The sequence below is a fragment of the Paenibacillus haidiansis genome (assembly GCF_036553665.1).
Lineage (GTDB): Bacteria > Bacillota > Bacilli > Paenibacillales > Paenibacillaceae > Fontibacillus > Fontibacillus haidiansis.
Window position 1 is genome coordinate 106,598 of sequence record NZ_JAZHPZ010000006.1, and the last position, 26,002, is coordinate 132,599.

Below are 26,002 nucleotides of genomic sequence, written 5' to 3' on the forward strand. Positions count from 1 at the left end.
AAATCGCCGCTATCTCTCGATCCGCTCAAGCCCCCGCCAAACTTCGGCGGAAAAGTCGGTTGCAAACTTTTTACATTCCCCGGTTAATCAATCAAGCATTGCCCCGAATCATGGCAGTAACCCCGGTCCGGGACAATTCCCGGATCCCGTAAGGATGGAGCAGCTCGATCATCGCATCGATTTTGTCCGTATCCCCAACCACCTGTACGATCATGCTGTTCGTTCCGATGTCCACGACAGAAGCGCGGAACGTCTCGACCACGCCCATGATTTCCGGGCGTTCCGCCGGCTCGGACTTCACCTTGATCAAGGCCAGCTCGCGGCCGACCATCGGCTTGGAACTGAGATTGACCACTTTGATGACATCGATCAGCTTGTAGAGCTGCTTTTCGATCTGTTCCAGCGTCTTGTCGTCCCCGTGGGTCACAATGACCATCCGGGACAATCCGTCTTCTTCCGATTGACCGACCGTAATACTCTCGATGTTGAAGCCGCGCCGGCCAAACAGGCCGGAGACACGCTGCAACACACCGGGTTGATCGTTGACCAGTACCGAAATCGCGTAACTTTTTGTCATTATTCATCGTCCCCCATTAACATTTGATCAATGGTGGAACCTTGCGTAACCATCGGATACACGTTTTCTGCCTTATCGACCACGAATTCCACCAATACCGGTCCCGGCGTTTCCAAAGCTTCCTGCCAAACCTTCTTGGCATCGTCTTTGTTTGCCGCGCGCAAACCTTTGACACCGTACGCTTCCGCCAGTTTCACGAAATCCGGACTGCCGGCCAGATCGATATGGCTGTAACGGTTCTCGTAAATCAGCTCCTGCCATTGGCGAACCATGCCGAGCACCTGGTTATTGATGACGACGATCTTGACGGGGATCTTGTTGATCGCGCAAATCGCCAGCTCCTGGGCGCACATCTGCATGCCGCCGTCGCCGTTGATGGAAATGACCAGCCGGTCCGGATGCGCCATTTGCGCACCGATCGCCGACGGGAAGCCGAAGCCCATTGTGCCGAGCCCGCCGGAAGTAATCCAGGAACGGGGCTGATTGAACTTGTAATATTGCGCTGTCCACATTTGGTGCTGGCCGACGTCCGTCGTAACGATAGCCTCGCCATGAGTCGTTTCGTTCAGCATTTCGATAACCCATTGCGGCTTAAGCACATCGTCCGAATCCTTATACTTGAACGGCTTCTCTTGGTTCGACTTGGCGATCTTCGCTCTCCATTCATCCGCTTTGTCGGCGCGTCCCACCAGGGTGTTCAGCGATTCGAGCACCGTCTTCGCATCGCCGACGATCGGGATGTCCGTATGCACGTTCTTGCCGATTTCCGCCGGGTCAATGTCGATGTGCACGATCTTGGCTTGCGGCGCAAAGCCGTCGAGGCGGCCGGTTACGCGGTCATCGAATCGGGCGCCGATATTGATCAGCAGATCGCTGTTCTGAATGCTCTGGTTCGCGGTGTATGTTCCGTGCATCCCCGGCATGCCCATCCACAGCTCGTGCCCGCTCGGGAAAGCTCCGAGTCCGAGCAGCGTCGTCGTGATCGGAATTTCCGTCCGGTTGACGAATTCGAGCAGCGCCTCATGCCCGCCGGAGTAGACAACACCGCCGCCCGCCAGAATGACCGGGCGCTCCGCTTCCTGAATCGCTTGGACGAGCTTGTCAAGCTGCAGCCGGTTCGGCACGACGGTCGGATGATAACCGCGCAGGTTGACGGTTTGCACCGGTTCGAACAGCGCTTTGTTGGCCGACACGTCCTTCGGAATATCGATCAGCACGGGACCCTTGCGGCCCGTATTGGCGATGTGGAACGCCTCGTGAATGATCCGGGGAAGGTCTTCCACATCTCTGACCAGATAGCTGTGCTTGGTGATCGGCATCGTTATGCCGGTAATGTCCGCTTCTTGGAAGGCGTCCGTTCCGATCAGGCTGGAAACGACGTTCCCGGTTATAACAACCAGCGGAACAGAATCCATATATGCGGTAGCGATACCCGTTACCGTATTCGTCGCGCCCGGACCGGAGGTGGCGATGCAGACGCCGACTTTGCCGCTGGCGCGGGCGTAGCCGTCCGCCGCATGAATCGCTCCCTGCTCGTGTCTCGTAAGCACATGATGGAAATCGGTAAAGCCGTAAAGCGCGTCATAGATATACAGCACCGCGCCCCCCGGGTAACCGAAGACGCACTCGACACCTTCCAAAAGCAGACTGCGAAGCAATATTTCAGAGCCGGAAATGACTTCCGGTTTGATCCATTTCTCACGTAATTGTTCTGTAGACCGCACTGCTGGAATTTGCGCGCTCATCAGTTGTCCTCCTTCCGAGTTTTCGCTTCCACTTTTAAGTAACTTCATTTTCCTGAATAAATAAAAAAACCTTTCGTCACCCGGAACAGTCTCCTGTTCCGAGGGACGAAAGGTTTAGCTTCCGTGGTACCACCCATGTTCACCCGGTTCCTCACAGTACCGGGCCTTGGCGAGTAAAAGACAAAAGCATAGACTTCTACCCTTGGTCTCTAACGCAGACCTGACGATTTCCCCTAATAGGCCGTGTGCGCAAGCCTGCCTAGGATGGCTTGCGGCTTTTCAGGGAAACAGCTCCGAGGTGAGCTCGCATTTAAGGGGTAATGGCGGATGGTCTCAGCAAATCCATCCACTCTCTGAGCAAAGAGCCCTTAAACCTTCGTCCTCTTCATCGCCGATACATATCGATAAAAATGTTTAGAAACATTATAAGATTAGTTTACATCAAGAGTCAATACCCTTTTATTATTTCCACCGGAACCCTTCGGTTCCCCTCCGTCATATGATAAAAGATATCGCCCACTTTTATGCATCGCGTGAATCTCTTTGTCAGGAGGTTCGCTGCCCGAGGAGGTTATGAAGTGAAATGATACGTTACAGAAGGCCCAAGCAGGACGATCCCGTCATTCACGACCTGATCCTCAAAGAGCTTGTCCCCTATTCACATCTGCCCCCGCAGGAATTGAAAACGGTGATCAAGGAGCTTCCCAATCGGCTTGCCCGCGGGGTAACACTGGTCGTTTCCCCATACTATGAAGCCGATCCGATCGCTTTCATCCATTTCATGGTGCACGGGGAGCTTTTATATATCGATATGATGGCGGTTGCTCCCGCGCACCGGCGCAACCGCCATGGCAAAGCGCTGATGGCCCAAGCCGAAAATTTCGCCGGTTCGCGCGGGTGCACAAAAGCCAAAGTTATGGTTGACCGGGGCAATACCCAGGCTCATCGGTTCTATCGCAATCTCGGCTACAATACCGTGCGGTTTATACAGTTATCGCAATGCTACGAAATGGAGAAAAAACTGCTGATCCGGGTATAGTTTTACCAGAAGCCGCCGTACGGAGATCCGCCGTAAGGACCGTAGCCGTAGCCGCCGCCGTACGGGCCATAGCCGCCGTAAAATCCGCCATAGGCGTATGGAGACGCGCCGATGGCCAGCAAATCAAATAATACAAGCGGAATAATCGCTTTTGTTTTTACCTTTTTGCCGCCTTCCTGCCGAATGATCAACCGGTTGCCGCTGATTTTGACGAGCTTGCCCGTTACTACCCCGCCATCCTTTTTATAAGCGACTATCGATTTGCCGATCAGCTTCTCGGCGTCTTTCTTCGTCACTGGTTTACCCATGGTAACCCTCCTCCAAATGAGATCGAACAGCCGCGTTGAATCGTTCCGTCCGGAACCCTTCGATTCGGCTATTTTACGTTCAAATCACCATATTCGAAATTCTCGCCCTATGCTTGCGCCATCGCCCGCGAAGGGTTCAAATTGGGCAAGCGAACGGAGACCCCGGAGAGTTGCCGATGCAATAGCGTCCTAAAAAAGACCTTATTCTTATGATTTGGACTCCCTAATGCGAAATAGCGGTCGAAAAGTCATCTGTTTGACTGGAAGTGGTCCAATTTGTCGATATTTATTCCAATTTTGAGCCAATAGCGTTTTTTTAGGGCCTTATTTCGTCAATAAACTCGTTAAAGTAAAGAATAGCGGCTATTTGGGCTGCTATTCACATCCGCGCACAAAAAAACACCCCTGCAGACAATGCCTGCGGGGGTGTTCCGTTACCTCTTGGACGGATCGTAAGGCGTACCGAGCGCCGATGGCGACGAAGAGCGGCCAACCGCGCTGACCAGTACGATGATCGTCAATACGTACGGAATCATATAAATAAATTCCTGCGGGATGCTTCGCGACCATTCGAACAACTGAACATAGTTGCGGATCGCCTGGGAGAAGCCGAAGAACATCGCGGCACCGAACGCGCCGATCGGGTTCCATTTGCCGAAGATCATCGCGGCGATCGCAATATAACCTTGCCCGGAAATCGTGTTATGGGCAAAGGTGCTTGTCGTCGTCAGCGTAATCGTCGCGCCGCCGATCCCGGCCAGCGCACCGCTGATCATCACGCCGATATAGCGCATTTTCGTCACGTTTACGCCAAGCGTGTCGGCGGCTCCCGGGTATTCACCCACTGAGCGGAGACGCAGGCCGAACGGCGTTTTGAACAATACATAGTAGGCAACTATAACAAGAATCAAGGCGAGATAGGTTGTCGGATACGAATTAAAGAATCCCTCGCCGATGATCGGAATGTCGCGGAGGATCGGGATCGCCTTTTTCTGGAACACTTCAACCAGCGGCGTTTCCGCAGCGCCGTCAAACAAAAGCTTGACGATATACACGGTCAAACCCGCCGCCAAAAAGTTGATGACGATACCGCTTATGGTCTGGTCCGCTTTAAATGTGATCGAAGCGACCGCGTGGATCAGCGAACCGATAATGCCGACCACAACCGCGGCGATAACGCCGATCCATGGAGAAAAGCTTCCGAGTCCGGCTTCCTGGGCGTAATAGGTGCCTACGGCGGCGGCAAACGCGCCGAAAATCATCAAGCCTTCCAGGCCGATATTGACCACGCCGGACCGTTCCGAGAATATTCCGCCGAGAGCCGTAAGAATCAGTGCGGTCGAAAACACCAACGTCGAGTTGAGCAGTTGACCTAGCAGCGTAAGAACGTCCATATTACAGCACCTTCTCTTTCTTGCGCTTGAGGTAGAATGGCTTCAATACAAAGCGAACGATGCCTTGCGCGGCAATGAAGAATATGATCGAACCGATGATGATCTTGATCAGTTCCGGCGGTACGCCTACGGCAAAGCTCATTCCGGCGGAGCCGTAGGTCAGCACGCCGTACAGGATGCCGCCGAGCACGACGCCGAACGGATGGTTCATGCCGAGCAGCGCGACGGAGATGCCGTCAAACCCGTAGCCCGGGGAAGCGGCAAATACGGATTGATAGTGGAATACGCCAAGCACTTCAAACGTTCCCGCAAGTCCGCAGAACACGCCGCTGATGAACATGGCCTTCACGACGTTGCGGCCTACGTTCATACCGGCGTATTCCGCCGCGTTCGCGTTGAAGCCGACCGCGCGCATTTCGTAGCCCTGTTTCGTTTTCCAGAGGTACACATAGAAGAATACGGCCGCGAGCAGCGCGATCATAGCACCCCAGTGTACCCGGGCATTGTTGAAGATATCCGCCAAAAACGTCATCGCCGCGGATGCTCCGATGTCTTCCGAACGGTTCTGCCCTTTGAGCAGGAAGAAATGGCGGATTACGTAGTTGGACAAATACAAGGCGATCCAGTTCATCATGATGGTTGTAATAACCTCGTTGATGCCCCGCTTCGCCTTCAAGTACCCGGCGAATGCGGCCCAAAGTCCGCCGGCGATCCCCCCGGCAATGACAGCCAGCGGGACGAGGAACGTGGACGATAAGCCGGAAAAAGACAAGGAAACGGCCGTGGCGGTCGTCATACCGATCAGAACTTGTCCGTCCGCCCCGATGTTAAACATCCCGGAACGGAACGCAAATGCTACGCCGAGACCGGTGAGGACAAGCGGGGTAATCTGTCTGATCGTCTCGCCCAGATCGTAAGGGTTGCCCACAACGCGCTTGAGCAGTGCGACGTACGCCTCAATCGGATTGTACCCCCCGATCAGCATGACAATCGCACCGACGATCAGGCCGAGCAGGATGGCGACGAGCGGGACAATGATGCTGTCCAGTGTGAATATTTTGCGCAATTTATTCATCGGATGGTCCCCCTTTGTCCGTAAAGCCCGCCATCATGAGTCCAAGCTCCTGGTCATTGGTTTCCTGCGGCAGTACTTCGCCGACGATACGGCCTTCGTAAATGACCGCAATCCGATCGGAAACGTTCATGATTTCATCCAGCTCGAACGAAACGAGCAGCACCGCTTTCCCTTGGTCGCGCTGTTCGATCAGCTGCTTATGAACGAACTCGATCGCACCGACGTCGAGCCCCCGCGTCGGCTGGGCCGCGATAAGCAGGTCAGGGTTCTTGTCTATTTCCCGAGCAATAATCGCTTTCTGCTGGTTACCGCCGGACAGAGATCTGGCTTTCGTTTCGATGCTCGGCGTCCGCACGTCAAACTGCTCGACGAGCTGCTCCGCATGTGTGTCCACCGCGCGGCGGTCCATGAACATGCCCTTGTTATATGCGGATGTGTAGTAAGTTTCGAGTATCATATTTTCACTGATAGAGAAATCAAGGACTAGGCCATGTTTATGACGGTCTTCGGGAATATGGGACAGCCCGCTTTCAATGATTTTGCGGGTCGGCAGATTGGCAATATCCTTGCCGGACAATTGAATCGAACCCGAATTGATTTTGCGAAGGCCCGTAATGGCCTCGATCAACTCCGTCTGCCCGTTGCCGTCCACGCCGGCGATCCCGACGATCTCCCCCGCCTTGACTTCCAGATTCAGACCGTTCAGCACCGGTACGCCATGCTTGTCGTTCATTTTGACTGCTTTCATCTGCAAGACAGGTTGTCCGATAACCGGGGGATTTTTATCGATTTTGAACGTCACGCCGCGGCCGACCATTTTTTCGGCCAGTTCATTCGGGTTGGTCTTGTCCGTGTCGACCGTGTCGATCACTTTGCCGCGCCGGATAATCGTAACCCTGTCGGAGATTTCCATGATCTCTTTCAGCTTGTGGGTGATCAAAATAATCGATTTGCCTTCGGCCACCAGCCGCCGCATAATCGCCATCAGATCCACGATCTCCTGCGGGGTCAACACTGCCGTCGGCTCGTCAAATATAAGAATATCCGCGCCGCGGAACAACGTCTTCATGATTTCTACCCGCTGCTGCATCCCGACCGAGATGTCCTGGATTTTGGAATTGGGGTTGACGTGAAGGCCGTACTGCTCCGAAAGTTTCGCCACTTCGGCGGACGCCGATTTATAGTCGATATTAAGGCCTTTCTTCGGTTCCATGCCGAGAATAATATTCTCCGTTACCGTAAAAGGCTGAACCAGCTTGAAATGCTGGTGAACCATGCCGATGCCAAGCTTGATCGCTTTATTCGGATTGTCGATCGTTACCGGCTCTCCGCCGATTTCGATCGAGCCTTCGTCCGGCTGATACAGGCCGAACAGAATATTCATCAAAGTGGACTTACCCGCCCCGTTTTCACCTAAAAGCGCATGAATCTCGCCTTTGCGTAAGGTCAGGCTGATAGAATCGTTGGCCACAATACCGGGGAAACGCTTTGTGATTTGCTTCAACTCGACTACGGGAGCCGCAGTGCTCATGAAATCACCCTCACCATTCTGGGATTTACGCAAACAACAAGGCCAGCTCATACAAAACTGGCCTTGCCTGCTACTGCTCTATTATACTATCTGGCGTTATGAGACCGGAATTGTTAATTTACTCCGTTGGAACCGTAATTTCGCCGCTAATAATTTTTTGTTTATACTCTTCCACTTTGTCCAGAATTTCTTGGCTCAAGTTCGGAGTTTTTTCAGGAAGGCCTACACCGTCGTCCTTCAAAGTCAGGTTAGTGACTACGCCGCCTTTGAACGTACCGTCGATCACTTGTTGAGTTACATTCTTAACGGCTACGTCAACCCGTTTCATCATGGAGGTCAAAGTGACATCATCGCCGAATTCCAGCGATTGGTCTTTGTCTACCCCGATAACCCACAGCTTGTTAGCGCCGCCGGCATTGTTGCGCGCAGCAGCTTCGTTAAATACGCCGTTGCCCGTTTGTCCCGCAGCCGGGAAAATGATGTCCGCACCGCTGTCGAACAATTGGCTGGCCAGCGATTTACCAACGTCAGGCTTGTCATAAGCGCCGGCGTAAGTAACCGTTACTTTGGCATCCGGATTTACCGCAGCTACCCCGGCTTGGAAACCGACTTCAAAGCGTTTGATAACCGGACTTTCCGCACCGCCGATAAAACCGATTTTGTTGGTTTTGGTAGTCAAACCGGCAACTACCCCGACGAGATACGAGCCTTCGTTCTCGGCAAACGTCACGGACTGCACATTAGGTGCCTCGACAACGCTGTCGATGATCGCCAGGTTGGCGTTCGGGTTGGCATCCGCCACTTGCTTCAGTGCGTCGCCCAGGTCGAAGCCGATCGCCCAAGTCAGATTATATCCGCCTTGTACGAATTGGTTCAAGTTCGGAATGTAATCCGAGCTGCTGGAGCTTTGCAGGTACTTGTGTTCGATTCCTTCTTCGGCGTTCAAAGCTTCGAGCGCTTCCCATGCCGATTGGTTAAAGGATTTGTCGTTTACACCGCCGACGTCGGTTACAAGACCGACTTTAATGTTCGACGCTGCATCTCCGCCGCCGTTTGCTCCATCGTTGCCCGCTCCCGTGTTGGATGCGGCACCGTTATTTGCCCCGCCGTTTGCACCGTTGTCGGCGGCACTGTTCTTGTTGTTGCCGCAGCCCGTCAGCACCAACATCAGGGCGAGAACCATGACTAACGAAAATTTGAAGGCTTTGTTCATTGACGTATAATCCCCCTTATAATTTTTAACACTAAGCTTTTCTACAGACCGATTATACATTTAAAATTAGTTAAAATCCATACTTTTAATGACCAAGGGTTAAATAAGTTTCGCCTTTTTGTGAAATGAAACGCTTTCTTTCGACATAGTTGCCACACAATGTTCGCAATGTGTAAACTTTTATTTTTTCGGCTTCCACTCATTCCATTTTATACCTAAAAAACCGCCGTTACCGGATAGGGTCGCATGCCGGTAACGGCGGTTTATATCACCGCGTAAAATTAGGCGTTGATTTTTTCTTTAGCCACATTGGCCAAAGAGTTGAAAGCGTTGATGTCGTTCACTGCCAAGTCGGCAAGCATCTTGCGGTTGATGTTTACATCGGCCAGTTTCAAGCCGTGCATCAATTTGCTGTAGGACAAACCGTTCAAGCGGGCTGCCGCATTGATCCGGACGATCCACAGTCTGCGGAAGTCGCGTTTTTTCGCACGACGGTCACGGTATGCATACAGGTGGGATTTCATAACCTGTTCTTTAGCTGTTTTGAAGATGCGGTGTTTCGAACCGAAATAACCTTTAGCCAGTTTCAATACTTTTTTATGACGACGACGAACCACGAATCCGCCTTTTACTCTTGCCATATCAATAAACCTCCCAATAAGTTGTGTTAATTATTACTTCAAGTTTGCGAGCTGTTGTTTCAAACGGCTAACGTCGCCGGAATAAGCCACAGGGCTGTTTGCCAACACACGTTTTGCGCGTTTGGACTTATGGGACAGCAAGTGATTGCGTTTCGCTTTGTAACGTCTTACTTTACCGGATCCGGTAATTTTGAAGCGGTCTTTAAGACTGCTGTGGGTTTTCATTTTAGGCATTGTACTTCCCCCTCTAAGTTTGTGAACTTCCGCGCTCCGCGGCCTTTCCGCCCATCGTGCGGACGCCGGAAAGCGGCGTTTAATTTTTAGGTGCCAAAATCATAATCATGCTGCGGCCTTCCAATTTTGGATGACGTTCCACCGTAGAAAGCTCTGCGACCTCGTCTTTGACGCGCTCGAGAATTTTCTTGCCGATGTCGGCATGGGTAATTTCGCGACCGCGGAAGCGGACCGAGCATTTTACCTTGTCGCCGTCTTTCAAAAATTTGATCACATTGCGAAGCTTTGTCTGGAAGTCGTGTTCCTCGATATTGGCGCGGAACCAAACTTCTTTGATGTCCACTATCTTTTGATTCTTACGGGCTTCCTTCTCTTTCTTCTGCTGCTCGTAACGGAATTTGCCGTAATCCATGATCCGGCATACCGGAGGCTTGGCCGTCGGCGCCACGTTAACCAGATCCAGATTCAGATCGATCGCCATTTGCAGCGCTTCGCGGGTCGGCTTGATGCCGATTTGTTCCCCGTCCGCGCCCACCAAACGAACTTCCTTGGCCCGTATCTCATCATTGATCAAATGTTCCTTACTGATAACTCTCCACCTCCAAATGATTCTTGGTTACTGATACAAAATTAAAAGGGATGCAGGGTCAACCACCCGCATCCCAAATTGATCGTCAATTCTTCATGAATAATCCCATTCATAAATCATCGGATCAAAACCAGCCAACATGATCGTCGGACAGGTGAGAAGCCAGGGCCTCTGCTTGCAATCCAAAACTTTGATATTGCACACTTGAATACTCTACCATACGCAAGGAATACTTGTCAAGGATCCGAATTCAAGATTCGATGACGAATTATTTTCTCCGAAAAGCTTCGTGATCAAAATCCGGTTTTTGAGCTTACCGATTTCAATAAGAGCTCAAAAACCGGGTTTTAAGCTTCCTTACCCTTTTTGAACTTCTTCGAGGCGCACAACGCGCGTATGCTGCGTATGGCTCCATTGCTTGTTGTTCTGGGTGAAGAAGGCGTAGAACGTAATCGGCCACCACGAGATCAGGTAAACCGGGAACAGCACCAGGTAGGCGTAAACTTTCTTCGATTTAACCTTCTCCAGAATCATGGCCGCCAGGAATGTAAATACGTTGGCGGCGATCGCCAGGAATGAAATCCATAGCGGCAAATGGGCATACAGCGTCTCAAAATGCGGCCCGCTCAGCAGAGACTGGTCGACCCAGATCAGAGCGGTCAGCAGGAATGTCAGCAGGACGATATATACGTTGGCCCCATACAAAGCCATATCCAGCTTAATGAAATTCCGCTCTTTGATGCCCTGCCACAAAAGCGGGAAGAAATATCTGCGGGCCACCGTAAAGTGCCCCTGCATCCAGCGCAGACGCTGGCGGGCGGAAGCTTTGAACGTCAACGGCTTCTCGTCAAACAGCTTCGCGTCGTAATTAAACACCGGATATATGCCGCGTTCCGTACAACGCATCGTGAATTCCAAGTCTTCCACGAGGCTCGTCGCGCCCCAGCCGATCTCCTTCAAGAGCTCGGTCTCGAAGCACATCCCCGTGCCGCCGAGATAGTTGGCCATATTCAAATTGTGGCGGGAAAGCTGCCACAAGCGGTTGCAATACCAGTAGGAAATCCCGTAAGCCGCCGTGATCCAGGAATCCTCCGGGTTCTTTGTATCGATATACCCTTGGATAACCCGGGCGCCGGAACAGAGATCGTTGTTCATCTCACGCAAAAAGTCCGGATGCGCCAAGTTATCGGCGTCAAACATCACCACGGCGTCATACTGCCGCGGCATCTTCCACAATTGCTTGAGCATCCACTCGATCGCATAGCCTTTGCCGCGCAGGTTCTGATTGGTCCGCACGCAGGCGTTCATGCCGTGGCTCCGCACGATGTCAGCCGTTCCGTCCGTACAGTTGTCGCAAATGACGAATACGTCGTAGAGCTCCTTCGGATAATTCAGTTGTTTTAAATTTTCCATCAAGGCGCCGACCACTTTTTCCTCGTTGTGCGCCGCTACCAGCACGGCAAAGGATTTGGTCGGAGCAAAGCTTGCTTTTTTCTTCTTTTTGAACAAGCCGAACAGCGATAATACGAATTGGTACACCCCGATCACCGCAAGCACGACCTGCAGCGATACTAAAACGACGTCCATCATAATCTTTTGTGCCCCCTTTAAACTCCATTAAATTTTTGGTTGTTTTTTTTCTCTAATTTAGCCGGAGTTATTTATGACCCTTTGACCCTTGTTTGAAAAACCCGTTTGAAAATCTTTATTTCTTTTTCAACGCTTTTTCGATTTTCCATGAATTCGTATCATTTGTCAAACCGCTGTAAAACCGGAGCGGCGCAAATTTTGGCGGCAGCCCCTTCCTACCCCCATAAGGCACCGCCGCATCCAGCAATCGGTGCGGTTAGTTCTTATTTTCATCACTTTTGACGCTTTTTATTTCTAAAGTCCCCCCTTTTTTTCTAATGTTTTTACTGTATGAAAACGATCCGATAATAAACAAACGTAAATGGCAATAAAAAGTTTACTCATTAACTCATTTTTCTTTAAACTTTTTTGCTATTATTTGAATCAACAAAAAGAGCGGATTCACAAGAAATCAAAAAAAGGGTATATTAACTTTCACAGTCGTTTCTATCGTTAATACGCCCAATCGGCGAAATACGGACCGTATTCGGCGGCAAACCCGACGGGAGGGATCTTATGAAGCGATGGATGCAAAAATTGGTACAACTGGACCAAAAACTTTTCGTGGGGATCAACGGCCGTCTGCACCGGAGTTTCCTTAATTTCTGGCTTTATCATCTTACTCATCTCGGCGGCGCCTGGTTTACGATCTTGTCCACTTTGATCGTGTGGATGATCGCGCCCGCGCCATGGAACAAAGTGGGCCTTCAGTCCTGCGTTGCACTGGCGATCAGCCACATCCCGGTAGCGCTGGCCAAAAAGAAATATCCAAGGCTCCGTCCTTATATGACTTTACCGGGCACCAATACGTTCCGTAATCCGCTGACGGATCACTCTTTTCCTTCAGGTCATACCACTGCCATTTTCTCGGTAACGATGCCATTTATTGCGCTGCAGCCCGGGCTTGTCCTTCTGCTTGGACCCGTCGCTCTGATCGTGGCGATATCCCGGATTTACTTGGGTTTGCACTACCCGTCCGATGTGCTGGCCGGCGCCGCAATCGGGTCTTTTGTCGCCCTCGGTACGGTTGCATTCTGGGCGTAAAGGGGATATTGTAATTGTTAGAAAAACCTTGCAGGAAAAGGTGAAACTAAAGTGCAAAAACATAGGGTCTTACTTTTATCTGAGGGGTTTGGAGCCGGGCACACGCAGGCGGCATATGCGCTCTCCAGCAGTTTACGTAAAGTGGAACCACATGTGCAGACGAAAGTCCTGGAATTGGGCAGTTTTTTAAATCCGAGAGTGGCGCCGATCATTATTACCGCCTATAAGAAAACGGTATCCAGCCAGCCACGTCTTGTTCGCATGATGTACCGCAGCAATTATAAAAAATCTTTGAACCGATTGACGACGCTCGCTCTTCATCGGATGTTTTATACGCGCACGATTCAGGTGATCCGTCATTTGCATCCGGATGTGATCGTCTGCACCCATCCGATTCCGAGCACCATTATTTCGCGGATCAAGCGGCTGGAAATGCTTGATGTACCGCTTTGCACCGTAATCACGGACTATGATGCGCACGGATCTTGGGTCAGCCGGGAAGTGAACAGCTATCTTGTGTCGACCGAGCAGGTAAAGCAGAAATTGCTCGAACGGGGTGTGGACGAGAGCAAAATCCGCATCACCGGCATCCCGGTCCATCCGAATTTTTGGGAACGCCACCGGAAGGAGGATATCCGGGCCCAGTTCGGCCTGAAAAATATGCCCACCGTGCTTGTGATGGGCGGCGGCTGGGGCTTTATGAAGGACGAGGCGGTCAATTCGCATTTGGCCTCATATAGAGACCGGATCCAGATCATCTTCTGCTTCGGAAACAACGAGAAATCCCTGGAGAAGATGAAGAAGGATCCCCGTTTTTTACATGAGCATATCCATTTGCTTGGATTTACCAAGGAGATCGACAAGCTGATGGAGGTTTCCGACCTTTTAATCACGAAACCCGGCGGCATGACTTGCACCGAAGGCTTGGCGAAGGGCATTCCGATGCTGTTCCACAAGCCGCTGCCGGGCCAGGAGGAGGAGAATTCCCATTATTTCGCCTCCCAGGGCTGGGGAACGCAGATCAGTTCCCTGGACGACATTACGGCATGGATCGATCGGCTGTGCAATAACTATGACGAGGTCATACGCGAGCGTGAGAAAGTGCTCGATCAGATCGAGAGCTTCTATCCGCTTCAAAGCGCACAGGCCATCATGGAACTGATCGGACAAAATGAAGAACTGAAAGATTGCCCTAGTTATTAGGCTCTTAACCCGTTTTGAACAAACAAAAAGGCTCCGGAAATGTCCGGAGCCTTTTTTGGCGAACGTCGTTAAAATTCGTCCATCTTGGTCTCGTGATAACGGCGCAGCGCCAGTTCGCCGACTTTCACCTCGCAGCGGTAAATCGGCATGCCTTGGCCGACGAATTTGGATTCGTATTCCGTCATCACATGCGCTTCATTGTTGCCGCCTTCGTGCAAATTCAGCGAGATATCGCTCATCTGCAGGCCGCTTGCGGCAAAAGCGTTCAGCGAAAACTGGAACAGTTCCCTGGAATCCGTCTTGAAGTGAATCTCTCCCGCCTCGTTCAACAGGGAGCGGTACTTGTCCAAAAAGCGCGGATGCGTGAGCCTTCTCCGCATATGCTTTTTCTTCGGCCACGGATCGCTGAAGTTCAGATAGATCCGCTCCACCTCGCCGGGAGCGAAAAATTCCTCGATGAATTCAATATTCCCTAGCGCGAGCCGAACATTGGCCGGATTGTCCCCTTCATGCCCGCTCCAAACGCCCCGGACCTTCTCGCTGGCCCGGCGGATCAATTCATCGTACATATCCATCCCGATAAAATTGCAATCAGGGTGTTTAAAGCTCATGCCGCTGATGAATTGCCCTTTCCCCATGCCAAGCTCGATATGAAGCGGCCGGTCGTTTCCGAACAATTGTGACCATTTTCCCTTATATTCCCGGGGGTCCAGTACGACAAGGTCCTGCTGCTCCTCCAAGTTTTCCCGGATTCCCTTTCTGCCGCGTAAACGCATCTCATTCCTCCGCTTTCCTGGTTATGCCCAAAATCAAAATTTCATCACTGAAACATTGTGCCGAAGATTGAACTAAAAGTAAAGATATAAAAGTGGCTTCTCCACCCTAAATGAAAAAGGAACCCTTACCGCCGGGGAGACGGTATGACGGATTCCTTTCTCGATATATTTTGGAATTGGGGTCCAAACGATATTCATTTACAATTAAAATAACATAATCTGTCATTCACCGCAAGAAAAGCCCCCTTGACAAGTTCCCTTTTTTTTATATTTTCTGCTACAATGATTCATGAAAATCCGCTTATGACAAGGCGGTTTAAAAGCAAAATTCGACACAAATATTTTTTTTGTGACAAATTTAGGACTTTACCGGATGAAGGAGTAAAAATGCATACAACTCTATCTACTGTCCCCAAACTCTGGGGTGACAAACGCTTTCATACCTGGAACTCGGAGATGCGGGAACAGTTTGGCGAAAAAGTGTTCAAAGTGATGCTCGACGCCGGCTTTACCTGCCCGAACCGGGACGGCTCTATCGCTAAGGGCGGCTGCACCTTCTGCAGCGCGCGCGGATCCGGCGATTTCGCCGGCAGCCGCCGCGACGACCTGGTGACCCAGTTTAATAAAATCCGCGACCGGCAGCACCTGAAATGGCCGAACGCCAAATACATCGGCTACTTCCAAGCCTATACGAATACGTACGCGCCGGTGGAGGTTCTGCGGGAATACTATGAAGCGATTCTGGAACAGCCCGGCGTAGTCGGCCTCTCGATTGCGACCCGCCCCGACTGCCTCCCGGACGATGTCGTCGATTATTTGGCCGAATTGAACGAACGCACTTACCTGTGGGTGGAGATGGGGCTGCAGAGCATTCACGAATCCACCTCGACTCTCATCAACCGCGCGCATGATACTCAAACGTATCTCGATGCGGTCGAGAAGCTGCGCAAGCGGAATATCCGTGTCTGCACGCACATCATTTACGGATTGCCACAGGAGACTCACGAAATGATGCTGGAGACGGGCCGGGCCGTGGCGCAAATGGATGTGCAGGGCATCAAAATCCACCTGCTGCACTTAATGCGCAAAACCCCGATGGTCAAGCAATACGAAGCCGGTTTGCTGCGCTTTCTGGAAAAGGACGAATATATAAAGCTGATCGTTGACACGCTGGAATTTCTGCCGCCGGACATGATCGTGCACCGCTTGACCGGCGACGCTCCGCGAGATCTTTTGATCGGGCCGCTGTGGAGCCTGAAGAAATGGGAAGTGCTGAACGCGATCGATGCCGAGCTGAAAGAGCGGGATACATGGCAAGGCAAGTATTGGAGGGGATAATATGGGCTTTCTGTCGGTGCTTAGCCTTGCCCACAAACTGATCGGCGAACGGCTTGGACCCGGCGATACCGCCGTGGATGCCACGGCCGGAACGGGAGCCGATACGCTGTTCCTGGCCCGGACCTGCGGACATCGCGGCCGCGTCTTTGCCTTCGACATCCAGGCGGAGGCGCTGAACCTCACCAGGGCCAGACTGGAGCAGGACACGGCGGCGGACAAGCTGGCCGCCGTTACCCTGCTGCACCGCAGCCATGAGGAGATGGAGGCGGCGCTGCCCGCCGATCTTCACGGCAAGCTCGGGGCGGTCATGTTCAACCTCGGCTTCCTTCCCGCCGAGGGGGCGGACCCCGCCGTGATCACGCAAACGTCCAGCACGATCTCGGCGCTGGAGGCGGCGCTCCGGCTGCTGCGGCCCCGCGGCGTCCTGACCGCGGTGCTCTACCCCGGTCACCCCGGCGGAGACGCGGAGGCAGCCGCGGTGGAGGCCTGGGCCGCCGCCCTGCCACAAGCGGTGGGGCAGGCCGTTCTGTACAGGCAACCGCAAAAGCCGGCTTCCCCTTATCTCATCGCCGTGGAGAAGAAATAATCCGGAACTTCCGCTATATATCTCATTCATCTTATCCGAAGGAGTGCTGCTCCCATGCGGGAAGAAACCTTTACGTTCATGAATGACACGGGGCAATTTGTGTTTGTTTACAGCTGGTTCCCGGCGGATCCGGCGGCGCCTTTGCGCGGAATCTTGCAGATCGCCCACGGGATGACCGAGTCGGCCGTGCGGTACGCCCGGTTTGCCGGAGCGTTGACGGAGGCCGGCTTTGCGGTCTACGCCAACGACCATAGAGGCCACGGGCGAACGGCCAAAACGCCGGAGGAGCTCGGCTACCCGGGCGAAGACGGGCTGAACGGCATGGTCCGCGATATGAGCGTACTCGGCGACATCATCCGCGAACGTCATCCCGAACTGCCGCTGTTTCTGCTCGGCCACAGCATGGGCTCGTTCCTGACGCAGAAGACGATGTACACCGATCCCGGGCGGTACAGCGGATTTATTCTGTCAGGAACCAACGGCCCCCGCGGGCTGCTCGCTTTCGGCGTAAGACTCGCGCAGCTGCAGGCGGCCCTTCAGGGCCCGGATCACCCCAGCCTGCTGCTGAACGCGCTCTCCTTCGGCACCTATAACAAGGGCTTAATGCCGATCCGCACGCCTTTCGACTGGCTCTCCCGGGATGAGCGGGAGGTCGACAAGTTCGTAGAAAGCCCGGTGTGCGGATTTGTGTGCAGCGCGGAGTTTTTCCGCGGGCTGTTCGGCTTGCTGCGCGAAATTCACCGGCCGGAAAACATGGCGCTGATTCCGAAAGATAAGCCGGTGTACATCTTCAGCGGCGACCAGGACCCTGTCGGCTTCAAGGGGAAAGGCGTGCGCCGCCTGGCGGCAATATATCAGTCCCTAGGACTGCGGCAGTTGGAAGTCAAGCTATATCCCGGCGGACGGCACGAGATGCTGAACGAGACGAACCGGGACGAGGTTACCCGCGATGCGGTCGATTGGCTTCGGCGGCATTTACCGCAGGCACAGGAGAGCGCGCAAACAGGCGAACCCGAGCCTTCGCCCCCGCAATAGAGAGTGCCTGACCGGTTCTTCGCCACGTAAGCCGCGTCATTTCCTGCGATAATGCATCTTTTGGAGATAGGGCGGGCTTTGAGAAAGGGAATTCCTGCAATAGTGCAGGAATTCCCTGCTTTGTGAGTCTCTGGCGGAGCAATCGCCGGAAAAAGATGCGCATATGCAGGAATCCGTCCGATATATGCCTCCCAGCGAAAAAATGGATGCACTATTGCAGGTTTTACCAAAGAGCCCCCCGGTCCTTAAGCGGACCGGGGGCTCCTGTCTTGTCAGTCTCTTATTCGCTTTCCGGCGTCTCCTCTTGTTCTTGCTGACGCTGATCTTGATCCTGATCCTGATCCTGATCTTGATCCTGATCACGGTCCAGCCAACTGCGGATCATCGACAGCAGCTGGGCGCTGTTGACGGGCTTCGTGATATAATCCGACGCCCCCGCCTCCAGGCAGGCTTCCCGGTCTCCGCTCATCGCCTTCGCCGTGAGCGCGATGATCGGCAGATCCCGGAACTCCGGCTTGCTGCGGATAGCCCGCGTGGTCTCGTAGCCGTCCATGATCGGCATCATGATATCCATCAGCACGATTTCGATCGACGGCGTACTCTCGAGAATCTGAATCGCTTCCTGCCCGTTTTCCGCCGGGATCACCTTCATATTATGGCGCTCCAGAATCGTAGTCAGCGCGAAGATATTCCGGATGTCGTCATCGACGACAAGCACCTGCTTGGACGTGATCGCTTCATCCGATTCATGCAGCTTAACCAGCTTCTGTCGAGACGCATCGGGAAGGTTTTCCGATTTGCGGTGCAGGAATAGGCTGGTCTCGTCCATTATCTGAACCGGGGTTTTGACTTCTTTGATCACGGCCGATTTCAGCAATTCCTCAAGCTGGCTTTCCTGCTCCGGCGACCATTTTTGCCACCGGTTCAAAATAATCGGCACCGACTTGTTCCGCATATTCTTATGAATTTCATGAACCAGGGTGAGCGCATCCATGCCGTTCAAATCGTTGTCGATCAGGATGGCATCGAACGCGTCGGATTTAAACCGGTTCAGCGCCTTGCGCCCGGAATCGGCCGTCACGATCTCCAGATCGGCATTCGCCAGATACTGTACGGATTCTTCGAGGCGTTCCGCATCTTCAGCAACCATCAGCAGACGGTGAACCTCGCGCCGTGAAAATTCTTTAAGCCGGTCCAGCTTCGTCTCCAGTTCCTCGTTCGTTACCGGTTTGCCGATATAGTCGTACACGCCTTTTTGCCGGAGCGGAATTTCATCCTCCTCCACCGTGATCACGCAGATCGGAATATGGCGGACGCTAAGATCGTTTTTCAGCTGGTCGATGATCAGCCAGCCGTCCATATCCTTGAGACGTAAATCCAGAGTGATCGCATCCGGCCGGTATTTCTGGGCAAGCTCCAGCGCCCCGGTCCCCCGGGTGGTAATGATCGCCTTGATCCCTTTTTTGTGCAGAACATCGAGCAAAATTTCATTAAACTTCACATCATCTTCCACGACCAAAAAGACGCTGTCTCCCGGCTTAATGTCTTCGCGGTCATCGCGGATCGTCCGCTCTTCCTTCGGCGCGCCGCCGCGCTTCGATTCACGCGGAGTCACATCGATGATTTCAGGCACGTATTTCGGAGGCCCGGCCGGCGTTTCCGAATCGGAAGCCTCCTCCTTCTCATGCCCGGGAATGTCCGTGTAGAGCGGGAGGAACAGATTGAAGATGCTTCCTTTGTCAACAACGCTGTATAGTGTGATTTCTCCGCCCAGCAAAGCGGCGATCTCTCGCGAAATGGCGAGGCCCAGGCCGGTTCCGCCATATTCCCGGCTCGTGCTGCCGTCCGCCTGCTGGAACGCTTCGAAAATAATGCTCTGCTTGTCCACCGGAATCCCGATTCCGGTGTCGCTGACCGAGAAGCAAATGACCTCCTTGGCCCGGTTCAGCTTCTCGCTGCCCGCGCCCCATCCTTCCTTCGCCTTGAAGATTTCCAACTGCACCTGGCCCTCGGTCGTAAATTTGAACGCGTTCGAGAGCAGATTTTTCAGCACCTGCTGGAGCCGCTTCGGATCGGTGACCATGGTGTCCGGCAGATCGGGGTCCAGTTTGATGATAAAGTCGAGCCGCTTATTGTCCGCCATATGGCGGAACGTCCGCTCCAGACCGCCCGCGGCCTCGCTGATTTTCAACTCGCTGTAATCGGCCGTGACCGTACCGGATTCGATTTTGGACAAATCGAGGATATCGTTGATCAGCTCAAGCAGCTCGGTACCGGCGTCCTGAATCGTCTGGGCGAATTTGACCTGGTAATCGGTGAGATTCCGGTCGGGGTTCTCCGCCAGCTGTTCGGCGAGCAGCAGCAGCGAATTGAGCGGCGTGCGCAGCTCATGCGACATATTCGCCAAAAACTCCGATTTATATCGCGAGGTCAGTGCGAGCTGCTCCGCTTTCTCCTCAAGCACCCGTCTGGCGATTTCCACCTCGTTGTTCTTGCTCTCCACTTCCGCCTTTTGCAGTACGAGCAGCCGGGCCTTCTCCTCCAGTTCCTCGTTCGTCTTCTGCAGTTCGAGCTGCTGATTCTGCAGTTCTTCCGTAAGGGACTGGGATTGCATTAGCAGCTCCTCGGTCCGGCGGTTCGCCTGCATCGTGTTGATGACGATCCCGATCGACTCGGTCAACTGGTCGAGGAAATCGAGGTCGACCGCGGTAAAGCGCCGGAAGGAAGCCAGCTCCAGCACAGCGAGCACCTGATCTTCAAAAATGATCGGCAAGAGCACGATGTTCAGCGGTGACGCTTCACCAAGACCGGAGGAAATCATCACGTAATCCTCCGGCACATTCGTGAGCAAAATTCGCTGTTTCTCGATCAGGCATTGGCCGACCAAGCCTTCCCCGGCGCGGAACTGGTTTGACAAATGCTTACGCTGCTGATAAGCGTAGCTGGCGAACAGCACCAAGGCCGGCTCTCCTCCCACCTGCTCGTTGATGTACATCACGCCATGCTGCATGGATACGAGCGGGGCCAGCTCGGACAGAATCATCCGGCATACGGCGTACAGATCCCGCTGCCCCTGCATCATTCTGGTGAATTTGGCGAGATTCGTCTTTAGCCAGTCCTGCTCGGTATTAATCCGCGTCGTCTCTTTCAGATTGCGGATCATCTCGTTTACGTTATCCTTCAGCTCGGCGACTTCGCCGGCCGCGGCCACATCGATGCTGCGCGACAAATCGCCTTTGGTCACCGCCGTGGCGACCGTAGTGATCGCCCGCACCTGGGAAGTCAGCGTGCTGGCCATGTAGTTGACATTGTCGGTCAAATCCCGCCATGTCCCGGCGGCGCCAGGCACGCTGGCCTGGCCGCCGAGCTTGCCCTCAGCGCCGACCTCGCGGGCCACGGTCGTGACCTGATCCGCGAAGGTGGCGAGCGTGTCGATCATATTGTTGATCGTATCGGTCAACTCCGCGATCTCGCCTTTGGCGTCCACCGTCAGCTTCTGCTTCAGGTTCCCGTTGGCGACGGCCGTGACGACTTTGGCGATGCCGCGTACCTGGTCGGTCAGATTCTCCGCCATTATATTTACGTTGTCGGTCAAGTCCTTCCAGATCCCGCCGACGCCGCGCACTTGGGCCTGGCCGCCGAGCTTCCCGTCGGTGCCGACTTCGCGGGCCACCCGCGTCACCTCGGATGCGAACGAATTAAGCTGGTCCACCATCGTGTTGATCGTATTTTTCAGCTCAAGCAGCTCGCCCTTAACGTCGACCGTGATTTTCTTAGACAGGTCCCCGTTGGCCACAGCGGTCGTAACCCCCGCGATATTGCGCATCTGGATCGTCAGGTTGCTGGTCATCGTGTTTACCGTATCGGTAAGATCCTTCCACGTCCCGGACACGTCCTTGACGTCCGCCTGCGCGCCAAGCTTCCCTTCGGTGCCGACCTCGCGGGCTACTCTCGTTACCTCGGACGCAAACAGGCTGAGCTGATCCACCATCGTATTCATGGTGTTCTTCAGCTCGAGAATCTCGCCCTTGGCGTCTACGGTAATCTTCTTGGAGAGATCGCCCTTTGCCACCGCGGTCGTAACCTCCGCGATGCCGCGCACCTGATCGGTCAAATTGCGGGCCATGTTGTTCACGCCCTCGGTCAGGTCCTTCCAGGTGCCGCCGACCCCTTTCACCTCGGCTTGCCCGCCGAGTTTGCCCTCCGTACCGACTTCACGCGCGACCCGCGTCACTTCGGACGCGAAGGTCGAAAGCTGATCCACCATCGTGTTGATCGTAATCGTAAGCTCCAAAATTTCACCCTGGACATCCGCGGTAATCTTCTTGGACAGATCGCCGTTCGCCACCGCCGTGGTGACAACCGCGATATTGCGCACCTGGTTCGTCAGATTGGAAGCCATGTAGTTGACGCTCTCCGTCAAATCGCGCCACGTACCGGCCACGCCGCGAACCTGGGCTTGTCCGCCCAGCATTCCGAGCGTCCCGACCTCGCGGGCCACGCGCGTTACTTCCGAGGCGAAGTTCGACAATTGATCCACCATCGTGTTGATTGTATTTTTCAACTCCAGAATTTCGCCCTTCGCGTTGACGGTAATGTGCTTGGACAGGTCGCCTTTCGCGACCGCGGTCGTGACCTCCGCGATGTTGCGGACCTGGTTCGTCAAATTGGAAGCCATGTAGTTGACGCTCTCCGTCAAATCGCGCCATGTGCCGGCCACGCCGGTAACCTCGGCCTGCCCGCCGAGAATGCCCTCGGTGCCGACCTCGCGGGCCATGCGCGTCACTTCGGACGCAAACGTAGAAAGTTGATCGACCATTGTATTGATAGTATTTTTCAGCTCCAGAATCTCGCCCTGGACATCCGCCGTGATCTTCTTCGACAGGTCGCCGTTGGCCACCGCCGTCGTCACCACCGCGATATTGCGCACCTGATCGGTCAAATTGGAAGCCATATCGTTGACGCTTTCGGTTAAATCCTTCCATGTCCCGGAGACGCCTTTGACCTCGGCCTGGCCGCCGAGCTTGCCTTCCGTGCCGACCTCCCGCGCCACGCGCGTCACTTCGGAAGCAAACATCGACAATTGATCCACCATCGTATTGATCGTGTCTTTAAGTTCAAGAATTTCGCCCTTGGCGCTGACCGTGATCTGCTTGGTCAGATCGCCTTTGGCGACCGCCGTCGTAACGGCGGCGATATTCCGCACCTGATCGGTCAGATTGGCGGCCATGTTATTGACGCTGTCCGTCAAATCCTTCCACGTCCCGGAGGCGCCTTTCACATCGGCCTGCCCGCCGAGAATGCCCTCGGTACCGACCTCGCGGGCTACCCGCGTCACTTCCGAGGCGAAGGTGCCGAGCTGGTTCACCATCATATTGATATTGTTCGCCATTCTCAGATACTCGCCGGTCAGTGGTCTGCCCTCGATCTCGACTTCCACCTTCTGCGTCAGGTCCCCCTGGGCGACCGCGTTGATCACCCGGGCCACCTCGGCCGTCGGCTGCACCAAATCGCTGACGAGCCCGTTGAGCGAGTCCACGACCTGCTCCCACGCTCCGCCGGTATTTTTATGGTTAAATCTGCGCGAAAGCTTGCCTTGCTTGCCCACGACCTCGGCCACGGTACGTATTTCGCCGACCAGACTTTCCTGCATATCCATGATCTCATTAAACGTATCGGCCACTTTGCCGGGAACCCCCGTCCGGTCGTAAGGCATCCGGAACGAGAAGTCTCCTTTTTTCATGGCCATTAACGCATTCAGCAATTCTCCGGCATCGAGTTCTTCCTTGGACGACCGGGAATGCGGTTGTTCTTGATCCGACATCTTCCATCCTCTCCCGACATTGATTTAGTCTTTTACGATAACCGGTGACAATTTATTCACATTTCTCATTTTACTATGGGATGAAGCGGCTTGTCATTATTTGCCTTACATAATTTGGGTCATTTTCCAATTGACAAACGCCTTGTACATAAGAAAAACCGCCAAGCCGTTTCATGCCTGGCGGGTACTGAAAAAAATCACATTAAAGCCGTTAAGCCATGTACTTTAGGCGTTAGATTACGAACGCTCTCGAAATAATAACAAGCAGAATGAAGAGAACCAAGATAGCGCCCGTAGAAGTCCACAAGCCGCCCGGATATCCATATCCTCCGGCTTTCCCGTCAACTACACCACTCACTAGAGATTCCTCCTTTGGTTTAGAGTACACCCTATTTTATTCCAAATTAGGTATATTGATTGGGCAATTCGTATAATAGGCGGGCGTCCTTGCGCCCCGTAGCGGCAAGCGGCATTATGAAGTAGTCCGTCCGTTCTCCGGCACCGGCATCCTGCAGGAACAGAACGATAAGCAGGGTACCCTCCCGCCGAAGCTCCGAATCGGGCTTCCCTGCCAGCACTTCGTCCAGAGGAAACGGCAGTTCTTCCAGAACGGCGCATTTCTGCAGGTCGCGTTCTCCCAGGCCGAGCGCCGCGAATGACGGATCGGCTTCGGAAGGCCGGTTGGCCAATAGCCTGAAGTAGCCGCTGCGCCGCTCCTTGGTCATCCGGTCTTCCCACCAGATTTTGCGCGGCTTGTACTTATGACCCAAATAGTAATCTAGCTTCATGAGCCCGAGCACGATGTCCGGCCGCTTCATTCCGCGGCGGTTCAAGAAATCGTACAGCCGGCTAAACAAATCCTCCAGTTGATGGCCGATCCGCTGCCAGCCTTGCGCCGCCCAGTAATCTCCGAACTCCTGGAAAAAGTCGAACGGAGTAGCGAATTCCCTGCTGATCAGATATTCGATCGTATGGTCCATCCGGTGGTTATTCCAGTATTTTTCCAGAATGTCTTCCAGGCGTTTAAGCCGCACGATATCGGAAAACGGCATCACGTCATTGCCGAGAATTTCGTAGGGGGCGTGGTCCATATATTGATAATTGTATTTGGCAGCCTCATTCCGAAGCCCCGTACCGCGCAGCATTTTCAAAAAGCCGAGCTGCAATTCCTCGGGCCGCATGGCGAACACGTCGTTAAACGTCTTGCGGAACGAACTGTAATCCTCGCCGGGCAATCCGGCGATGAGATCGAGATGCTGATCGATCTTCCCGCTCTCCTTGATCTTCGTTACGGTGCGGGTCAGCTTGATGAAATTTTGCCGGCGCTTGACGCGCTCGTTGGTCAGGTCATTCGTCGACTGAACGCCGATTTCAAAGCGGAAAATGCCGGGCGGTGCGTTCTCCGCCAAAAAGTCGAGCACCTCCGGCCGCATGATATCCGCCGTAATTTCAAACTGGAACACGCAGCCCCCGTGATTGTCGATCAGAAACCGGAACATCTCCATCGCGTAGCTGCGGTTGATGTTAAAGGTGCGGTCGAGAAATTTGATCGTTCTCGCCCCGTGCTCGATCAAGTACAAAATGTCCGCCTTGACGCGCTCGATATCGTAATACCGGACCCCCACTTCAATGCTGGAGAGGCAAAACTGGCAGCTGAACGGGCAGCCCCGGCTCGTTTCGAAATAAACAATGCGCTTGCTTAGGTGTGGTATATCCTCGGGAAAACGGTGCGGCGACGGCAGCGTATCGAGATCCGATTTCGGCCGCGGCGGATTGACCACGATATCGCTGCCTTTCCGGTAAGCCGCCCCGAATACATAATGAAACTTCCGGTTCCCGGACAGCTCCTGAAGCAGGTGATGAAAGGTCTCCTCGCCATCGCCCATTACGATATAGTCGACGCTATCCGCCCGCTCCATCCAATAAGCCGTATCGTAGGAAACCTCCGGACCGCCAAGCACGATTTCCGTGTCCGGCAGCACCTTCTTCAGCATCTCGGTCACCTTGAGCGTCTCTTCGATATTCCAGATATAGCAGGAGAAGCCGATCACGTCCGGCCGCTTTTGATAAAGATCGGAAACAATATTCAGTACGGGATCCTTGATCGTATACTCCGCCAAATCGATGTCAAATTCATTCCCGCTGTATGCCTTCAGCAGCCGGATCGCCAGCGAGGTATGAATGTATTTAGCGTTTAATGTAGCCAAGATGACTTTCATCG

General features: G+C 53.6%; 21 protein-coding genes. 6 read left to right on the plus strand and 15 right to left on the minus strand.

Annotation, left to right across the window (positions count from 1 at the left end; translation table 11 throughout):
• Positions 1-91: 91 nt before the first annotated feature.
• Positions 92-577, minus strand: a complete 486-nt coding sequence (gene ilvN, locus V3851_RS13965; RefSeq protein WP_331847165.1) for an acetolactate synthase small subunit — start codon at positions 575-577, stop codon at positions 92-94.
• The gene (ilvB, locus tag V3851_RS13970) at positions 577-2,322 is read right to left on the minus strand and encodes a biosynthetic-type acetolactate synthase large subunit (protein ID WP_331847166.1); all 1,746 of its coding nucleotides are present in this window, start codon (positions 2,320-2,322) and stop codon (positions 577-579) included. The genes ilvN and ilvB overlap by 1 nt, the downstream gene beginning before the upstream one ends.
• A gap of 583 nt (positions 2,323-2,905) precedes the next feature.
• On the opposite strand from ilvB, the gene V3851_RS13975 reads away from it, so the two are divergent.
• Positions 2,906-3,361: a GNAT family N-acetyltransferase gene (locus tag V3851_RS13975; protein ID WP_331847167.1), complete on the plus strand. Its 456-nt coding sequence runs from the start codon at positions 2,906-2,908 to the stop codon at positions 3,359-3,361.
• A gap of 2 nt (positions 3,362-3,363) precedes the next feature.
• Here the strand turns inward: V3851_RS13975 and V3851_RS13980 are convergent, their stop codons facing one another.
• The 9 genes from V3851_RS13980 to V3851_RS14020 all read right to left on the minus strand — a co-directional run bounded on the left by V3851_RS13980 (position 3,364) and on the right by V3851_RS14020 (position 11,936).
• Positions 3,364-3,669 carry a hypothetical protein gene (locus V3851_RS13980; RefSeq protein ID WP_331847168.1) on the minus strand — a complete coding sequence of 102 codons (306 nt, stop codon included), beginning with the start codon at positions 3,667-3,669 and terminating at the stop codon, positions 3,364-3,366.
• 434 nt (positions 3,670-4,103) lie between these two features.
• Positions 4,104-5,063 carry an ABC transporter permease gene (locus V3851_RS13985; RefSeq protein WP_331847169.1) on the minus strand — a complete coding sequence of 320 codons (960 nt, stop codon included), beginning with the start codon at positions 5,061-5,063 and terminating at the stop codon, positions 4,104-4,106.
• A gap of 1 nt (position 5,064) precedes the next feature.
• Complete coding sequence (locus tag V3851_RS13990; RefSeq protein ID WP_331847170.1) at positions 5,065-6,138, minus strand: ABC transporter permease; 1,074 nt, start codon at positions 6,136-6,138, stop codon at positions 5,065-5,067.
• A complete protein-coding gene (locus V3851_RS13995) occupies positions 6,131-7,669 on the minus strand; it encodes an ABC transporter ATP-binding protein (protein WP_331847171.1) in 1,539 nt (512 codons plus the stop codon). Before V3851_RS13995 ends, V3851_RS13990 begins: the two co-directional genes overlap by 8 nt.
• A 118-nt stretch (positions 7,670-7,787) precedes the next feature.
• Complete coding sequence (locus V3851_RS14000) at positions 7,788-8,882, minus strand: BMP family lipoprotein (protein WP_331847172.1); 1,095 nt, start codon at positions 8,880-8,882, stop codon at positions 7,788-7,790.
• A gap of 281 nt (positions 8,883-9,163) precedes the next feature.
• Complete coding sequence (gene rplT / locus V3851_RS14005; protein WP_331847173.1) at positions 9,164-9,523, minus strand: 50S ribosomal protein L20; 360 nt, start codon at positions 9,521-9,523, stop codon at positions 9,164-9,166.
• A gap of 33 nt (positions 9,524-9,556) precedes the next feature.
• Entirely contained in the window at positions 9,557-9,757 is a 201-nt protein-coding gene (rpmI, locus tag V3851_RS14010) for a 50S ribosomal protein L35 (RefSeq protein WP_331847174.1), read from the minus strand.
• Positions 9,758-9,836: 79 nt separating this feature from the next.
• Complete coding sequence (gene infC, locus V3851_RS14015; protein WP_331847175.1) at positions 9,837-10,331, minus strand: translation initiation factor IF-3; 495 nt, start codon at positions 10,329-10,331, stop codon at positions 9,837-9,839.
• A 372-nt stretch (positions 10,332-10,703) separates the two neighbouring features.
• Positions 10,704-11,936, minus strand: coding sequence for a glycosyltransferase family 2 protein (locus V3851_RS14020; RefSeq protein ID WP_331847176.1), 1,233 nt, complete (start codon positions 11,934-11,936; stop codon positions 10,704-10,706).
• Positions 11,937-12,491: 555 nt separating this feature from the next.
• Between V3851_RS14020 and V3851_RS14025 the strand changes: the two genes are divergently transcribed.
• Positions 12,492-13,019 carry a phosphatase PAP2 family protein gene (locus V3851_RS14025; RefSeq protein ID WP_331847177.1) on the plus strand — a complete coding sequence of 176 codons (528 nt, stop codon included), beginning with the start codon at positions 12,492-12,494 and terminating at the stop codon, positions 13,017-13,019.
• Positions 13,020-13,070: 51 nt separating this feature from the next.
• Positions 13,071-14,222 (plus strand): MGDG synthase family glycosyltransferase, encoded by a 1,152-nt coding sequence (locus V3851_RS14030; protein ID WP_331847178.1) that lies wholly within the window; start codon positions 13,071-13,073, stop codon positions 14,220-14,222.
• A 68-nt stretch (positions 14,223-14,290) separates the two neighbouring features.
• On the opposite strand, the gene trmB is transcribed toward V3851_RS14030, so the two are convergent.
• Positions 14,291-14,998 (minus strand): tRNA (guanosine(46)-N7)-methyltransferase TrmB, encoded by a 708-nt coding sequence (gene trmB, locus V3851_RS14035; protein ID WP_331847179.1) that lies wholly within the window; start codon positions 14,996-14,998, stop codon positions 14,291-14,293.
• A gap of 387 nt (positions 14,999-15,385) precedes the next feature.
• Here trmB and mnmL point away from each other — a divergent pair, with 387 nt between their 5' ends.
• From mnmL to V3851_RS14050, 3 genes are read left to right on the plus strand one after another with little or no spacing between them, the layout of a single operon-like run.
• Positions 15,386-16,336, plus strand: a complete 951-nt coding sequence (gene mnmL, locus V3851_RS14040; RefSeq protein WP_331847180.1) for a tRNA modification radical SAM protein MnmL/YtqA — start codon at positions 15,386-15,388, stop codon at positions 16,334-16,336.
• Between the two features lies 1 nt (position 16,337).
• On the plus strand, positions 16,338-16,922 hold the full coding sequence (mnmM, locus tag V3851_RS14045) for a tRNA 5-(aminomethyl)-2-thiouridylate-methyltransferase MnmM (protein WP_331847181.1): 585 nt from the start codon (positions 16,338-16,340) through the stop codon (positions 16,920-16,922).
• A gap of 54 nt (positions 16,923-16,976) precedes the next feature.
• Positions 16,977-17,957 (plus strand): alpha/beta hydrolase, encoded by a 981-nt coding sequence (locus V3851_RS14050; protein WP_331847182.1) that lies wholly within the window; start codon positions 16,977-16,979, stop codon positions 17,955-17,957.
• Positions 17,958-18,237: 280 nt separating this feature from the next.
• Here the strand turns inward: V3851_RS14050 and V3851_RS14055 are convergent, their stop codons facing one another.
• The 3 genes from V3851_RS14055 to V3851_RS14065 form a co-directional block, all read right to left on the minus strand.
• Positions 18,238-23,781, minus strand: a complete 5,544-nt coding sequence (locus tag V3851_RS14055; protein ID WP_331847183.1) for a HAMP domain-containing protein — start codon at positions 23,779-23,781, stop codon at positions 18,238-18,240.
• 232 nt (positions 23,782-24,013) lie between these two features.
• Positions 24,014-24,139 carry a YjcZ family sporulation protein gene (locus V3851_RS14060; RefSeq protein WP_331847184.1) on the minus strand — a complete coding sequence of 42 codons (126 nt, stop codon included), beginning with the start codon at positions 24,137-24,139 and terminating at the stop codon, positions 24,014-24,016.
• A gap of 46 nt (positions 24,140-24,185) precedes the next feature.
• Positions 24,186-26,000, minus strand: coding sequence for a B12-binding domain-containing radical SAM protein (locus V3851_RS14065; RefSeq protein ID WP_331847185.1), 1,815 nt, complete (start codon positions 25,998-26,000; stop codon positions 24,186-24,188).
• Positions 26,001-26,002: the final 2 nt, after the last annotated feature.

Bases quoted from the DNA above. Each gene is read 5' to 3' on its own strand.
- ilvN (WP_331847165.1), bottom strand. From the start codon at position 577: ATGACAAAAAGTTACGCGATTTCGGTACTGGTCAACGATCAACCCGGT.
- ilvB (WP_331847166.1), bottom strand. From the start codon at position 2,322: ATGAGCGCGCAAATTCCAGCAGTGCGGTCTACAGAACAATTACGTGAG.
- V3851_RS13975 (WP_331847167.1), top strand. From the start codon at position 2,906: ATGATACGTTACAGAAGGCCCAAGCAGGACGATCCCGTCATTCACGAC.
- V3851_RS13980 (WP_331847168.1), bottom strand. From the start codon at position 3,669: ATGGGTAAACCAGTGACGAAGAAAGACGCCGAGAAGCTGATCGGCAAA.
- V3851_RS13985 (WP_331847169.1), bottom strand. From the start codon at position 5,063: ATGGACGTTCTTACGCTGCTAGGTCAACTGCTCAACTCGACGTTGGTG.
- V3851_RS13990 (WP_331847170.1), bottom strand. From the start codon at position 6,138: ATGAATAAATTGCGCAAAATATTCACACTGGACAGCATCATTGTCCCG.
- V3851_RS13995 (WP_331847171.1), bottom strand. From the start codon at position 7,669: ATGAGCACTGCGGCTCCCGTAGTCGAGTTGAAGCAAATCACAAAGCGT.
- V3851_RS14000 (WP_331847172.1), bottom strand. From the start codon at position 8,882: ATGAACAAAGCCTTCAAATTTTCGTTAGTCATGGTTCTCGCCCTGATG.
- rplT (WP_331847173.1), bottom strand. From the start codon at position 9,523: ATGGCAAGAGTAAAAGGCGGATTCGTGGTTCGTCGTCGTCATAAAAAA.
- rpmI (WP_331847174.1), bottom strand. From the start codon at position 9,757: ATGCCTAAAATGAAAACCCACAGCAGTCTTAAAGACCGCTTCAAAATT.
- V3851_RS14020 (WP_331847176.1), bottom strand. From the start codon at position 11,936: ATGATGGACGTCGTTTTAGTATCGCTGCAGGTCGTGCTTGCGGTGATC.
- V3851_RS14025 (WP_331847177.1), top strand. From the start codon at position 12,492: ATGAAGCGATGGATGCAAAAATTGGTACAACTGGACCAAAAACTTTTC.
- trmB (WP_331847179.1), bottom strand. From the start codon at position 14,998: ATGCGTTTACGCGGCAGAAAGGGAATCCGGGAAAACTTGGAGGAGCAG.
- mnmL (WP_331847180.1), top strand. From the start codon at position 15,386: ATGCATACAACTCTATCTACTGTCCCCAAACTCTGGGGTGACAAACGC.
- mnmM (WP_331847181.1), top strand. From the start codon at position 16,338: ATGGGCTTTCTGTCGGTGCTTAGCCTTGCCCACAAACTGATCGGCGAA.
- V3851_RS14050 (WP_331847182.1), top strand. From the start codon at position 16,977: ATGCGGGAAGAAACCTTTACGTTCATGAATGACACGGGGCAATTTGTG.
- V3851_RS14055 (WP_331847183.1), bottom strand. From the start codon at position 23,781: ATGTCGGATCAAGAACAACCGCATTCCCGGTCGTCCAAGGAAGAACTC.
- V3851_RS14065 (WP_331847185.1), bottom strand. From the start codon at position 26,000: ATGAAAGTCATCTTGGCTACATTAAACGCTAAATACATTCATACCTCG.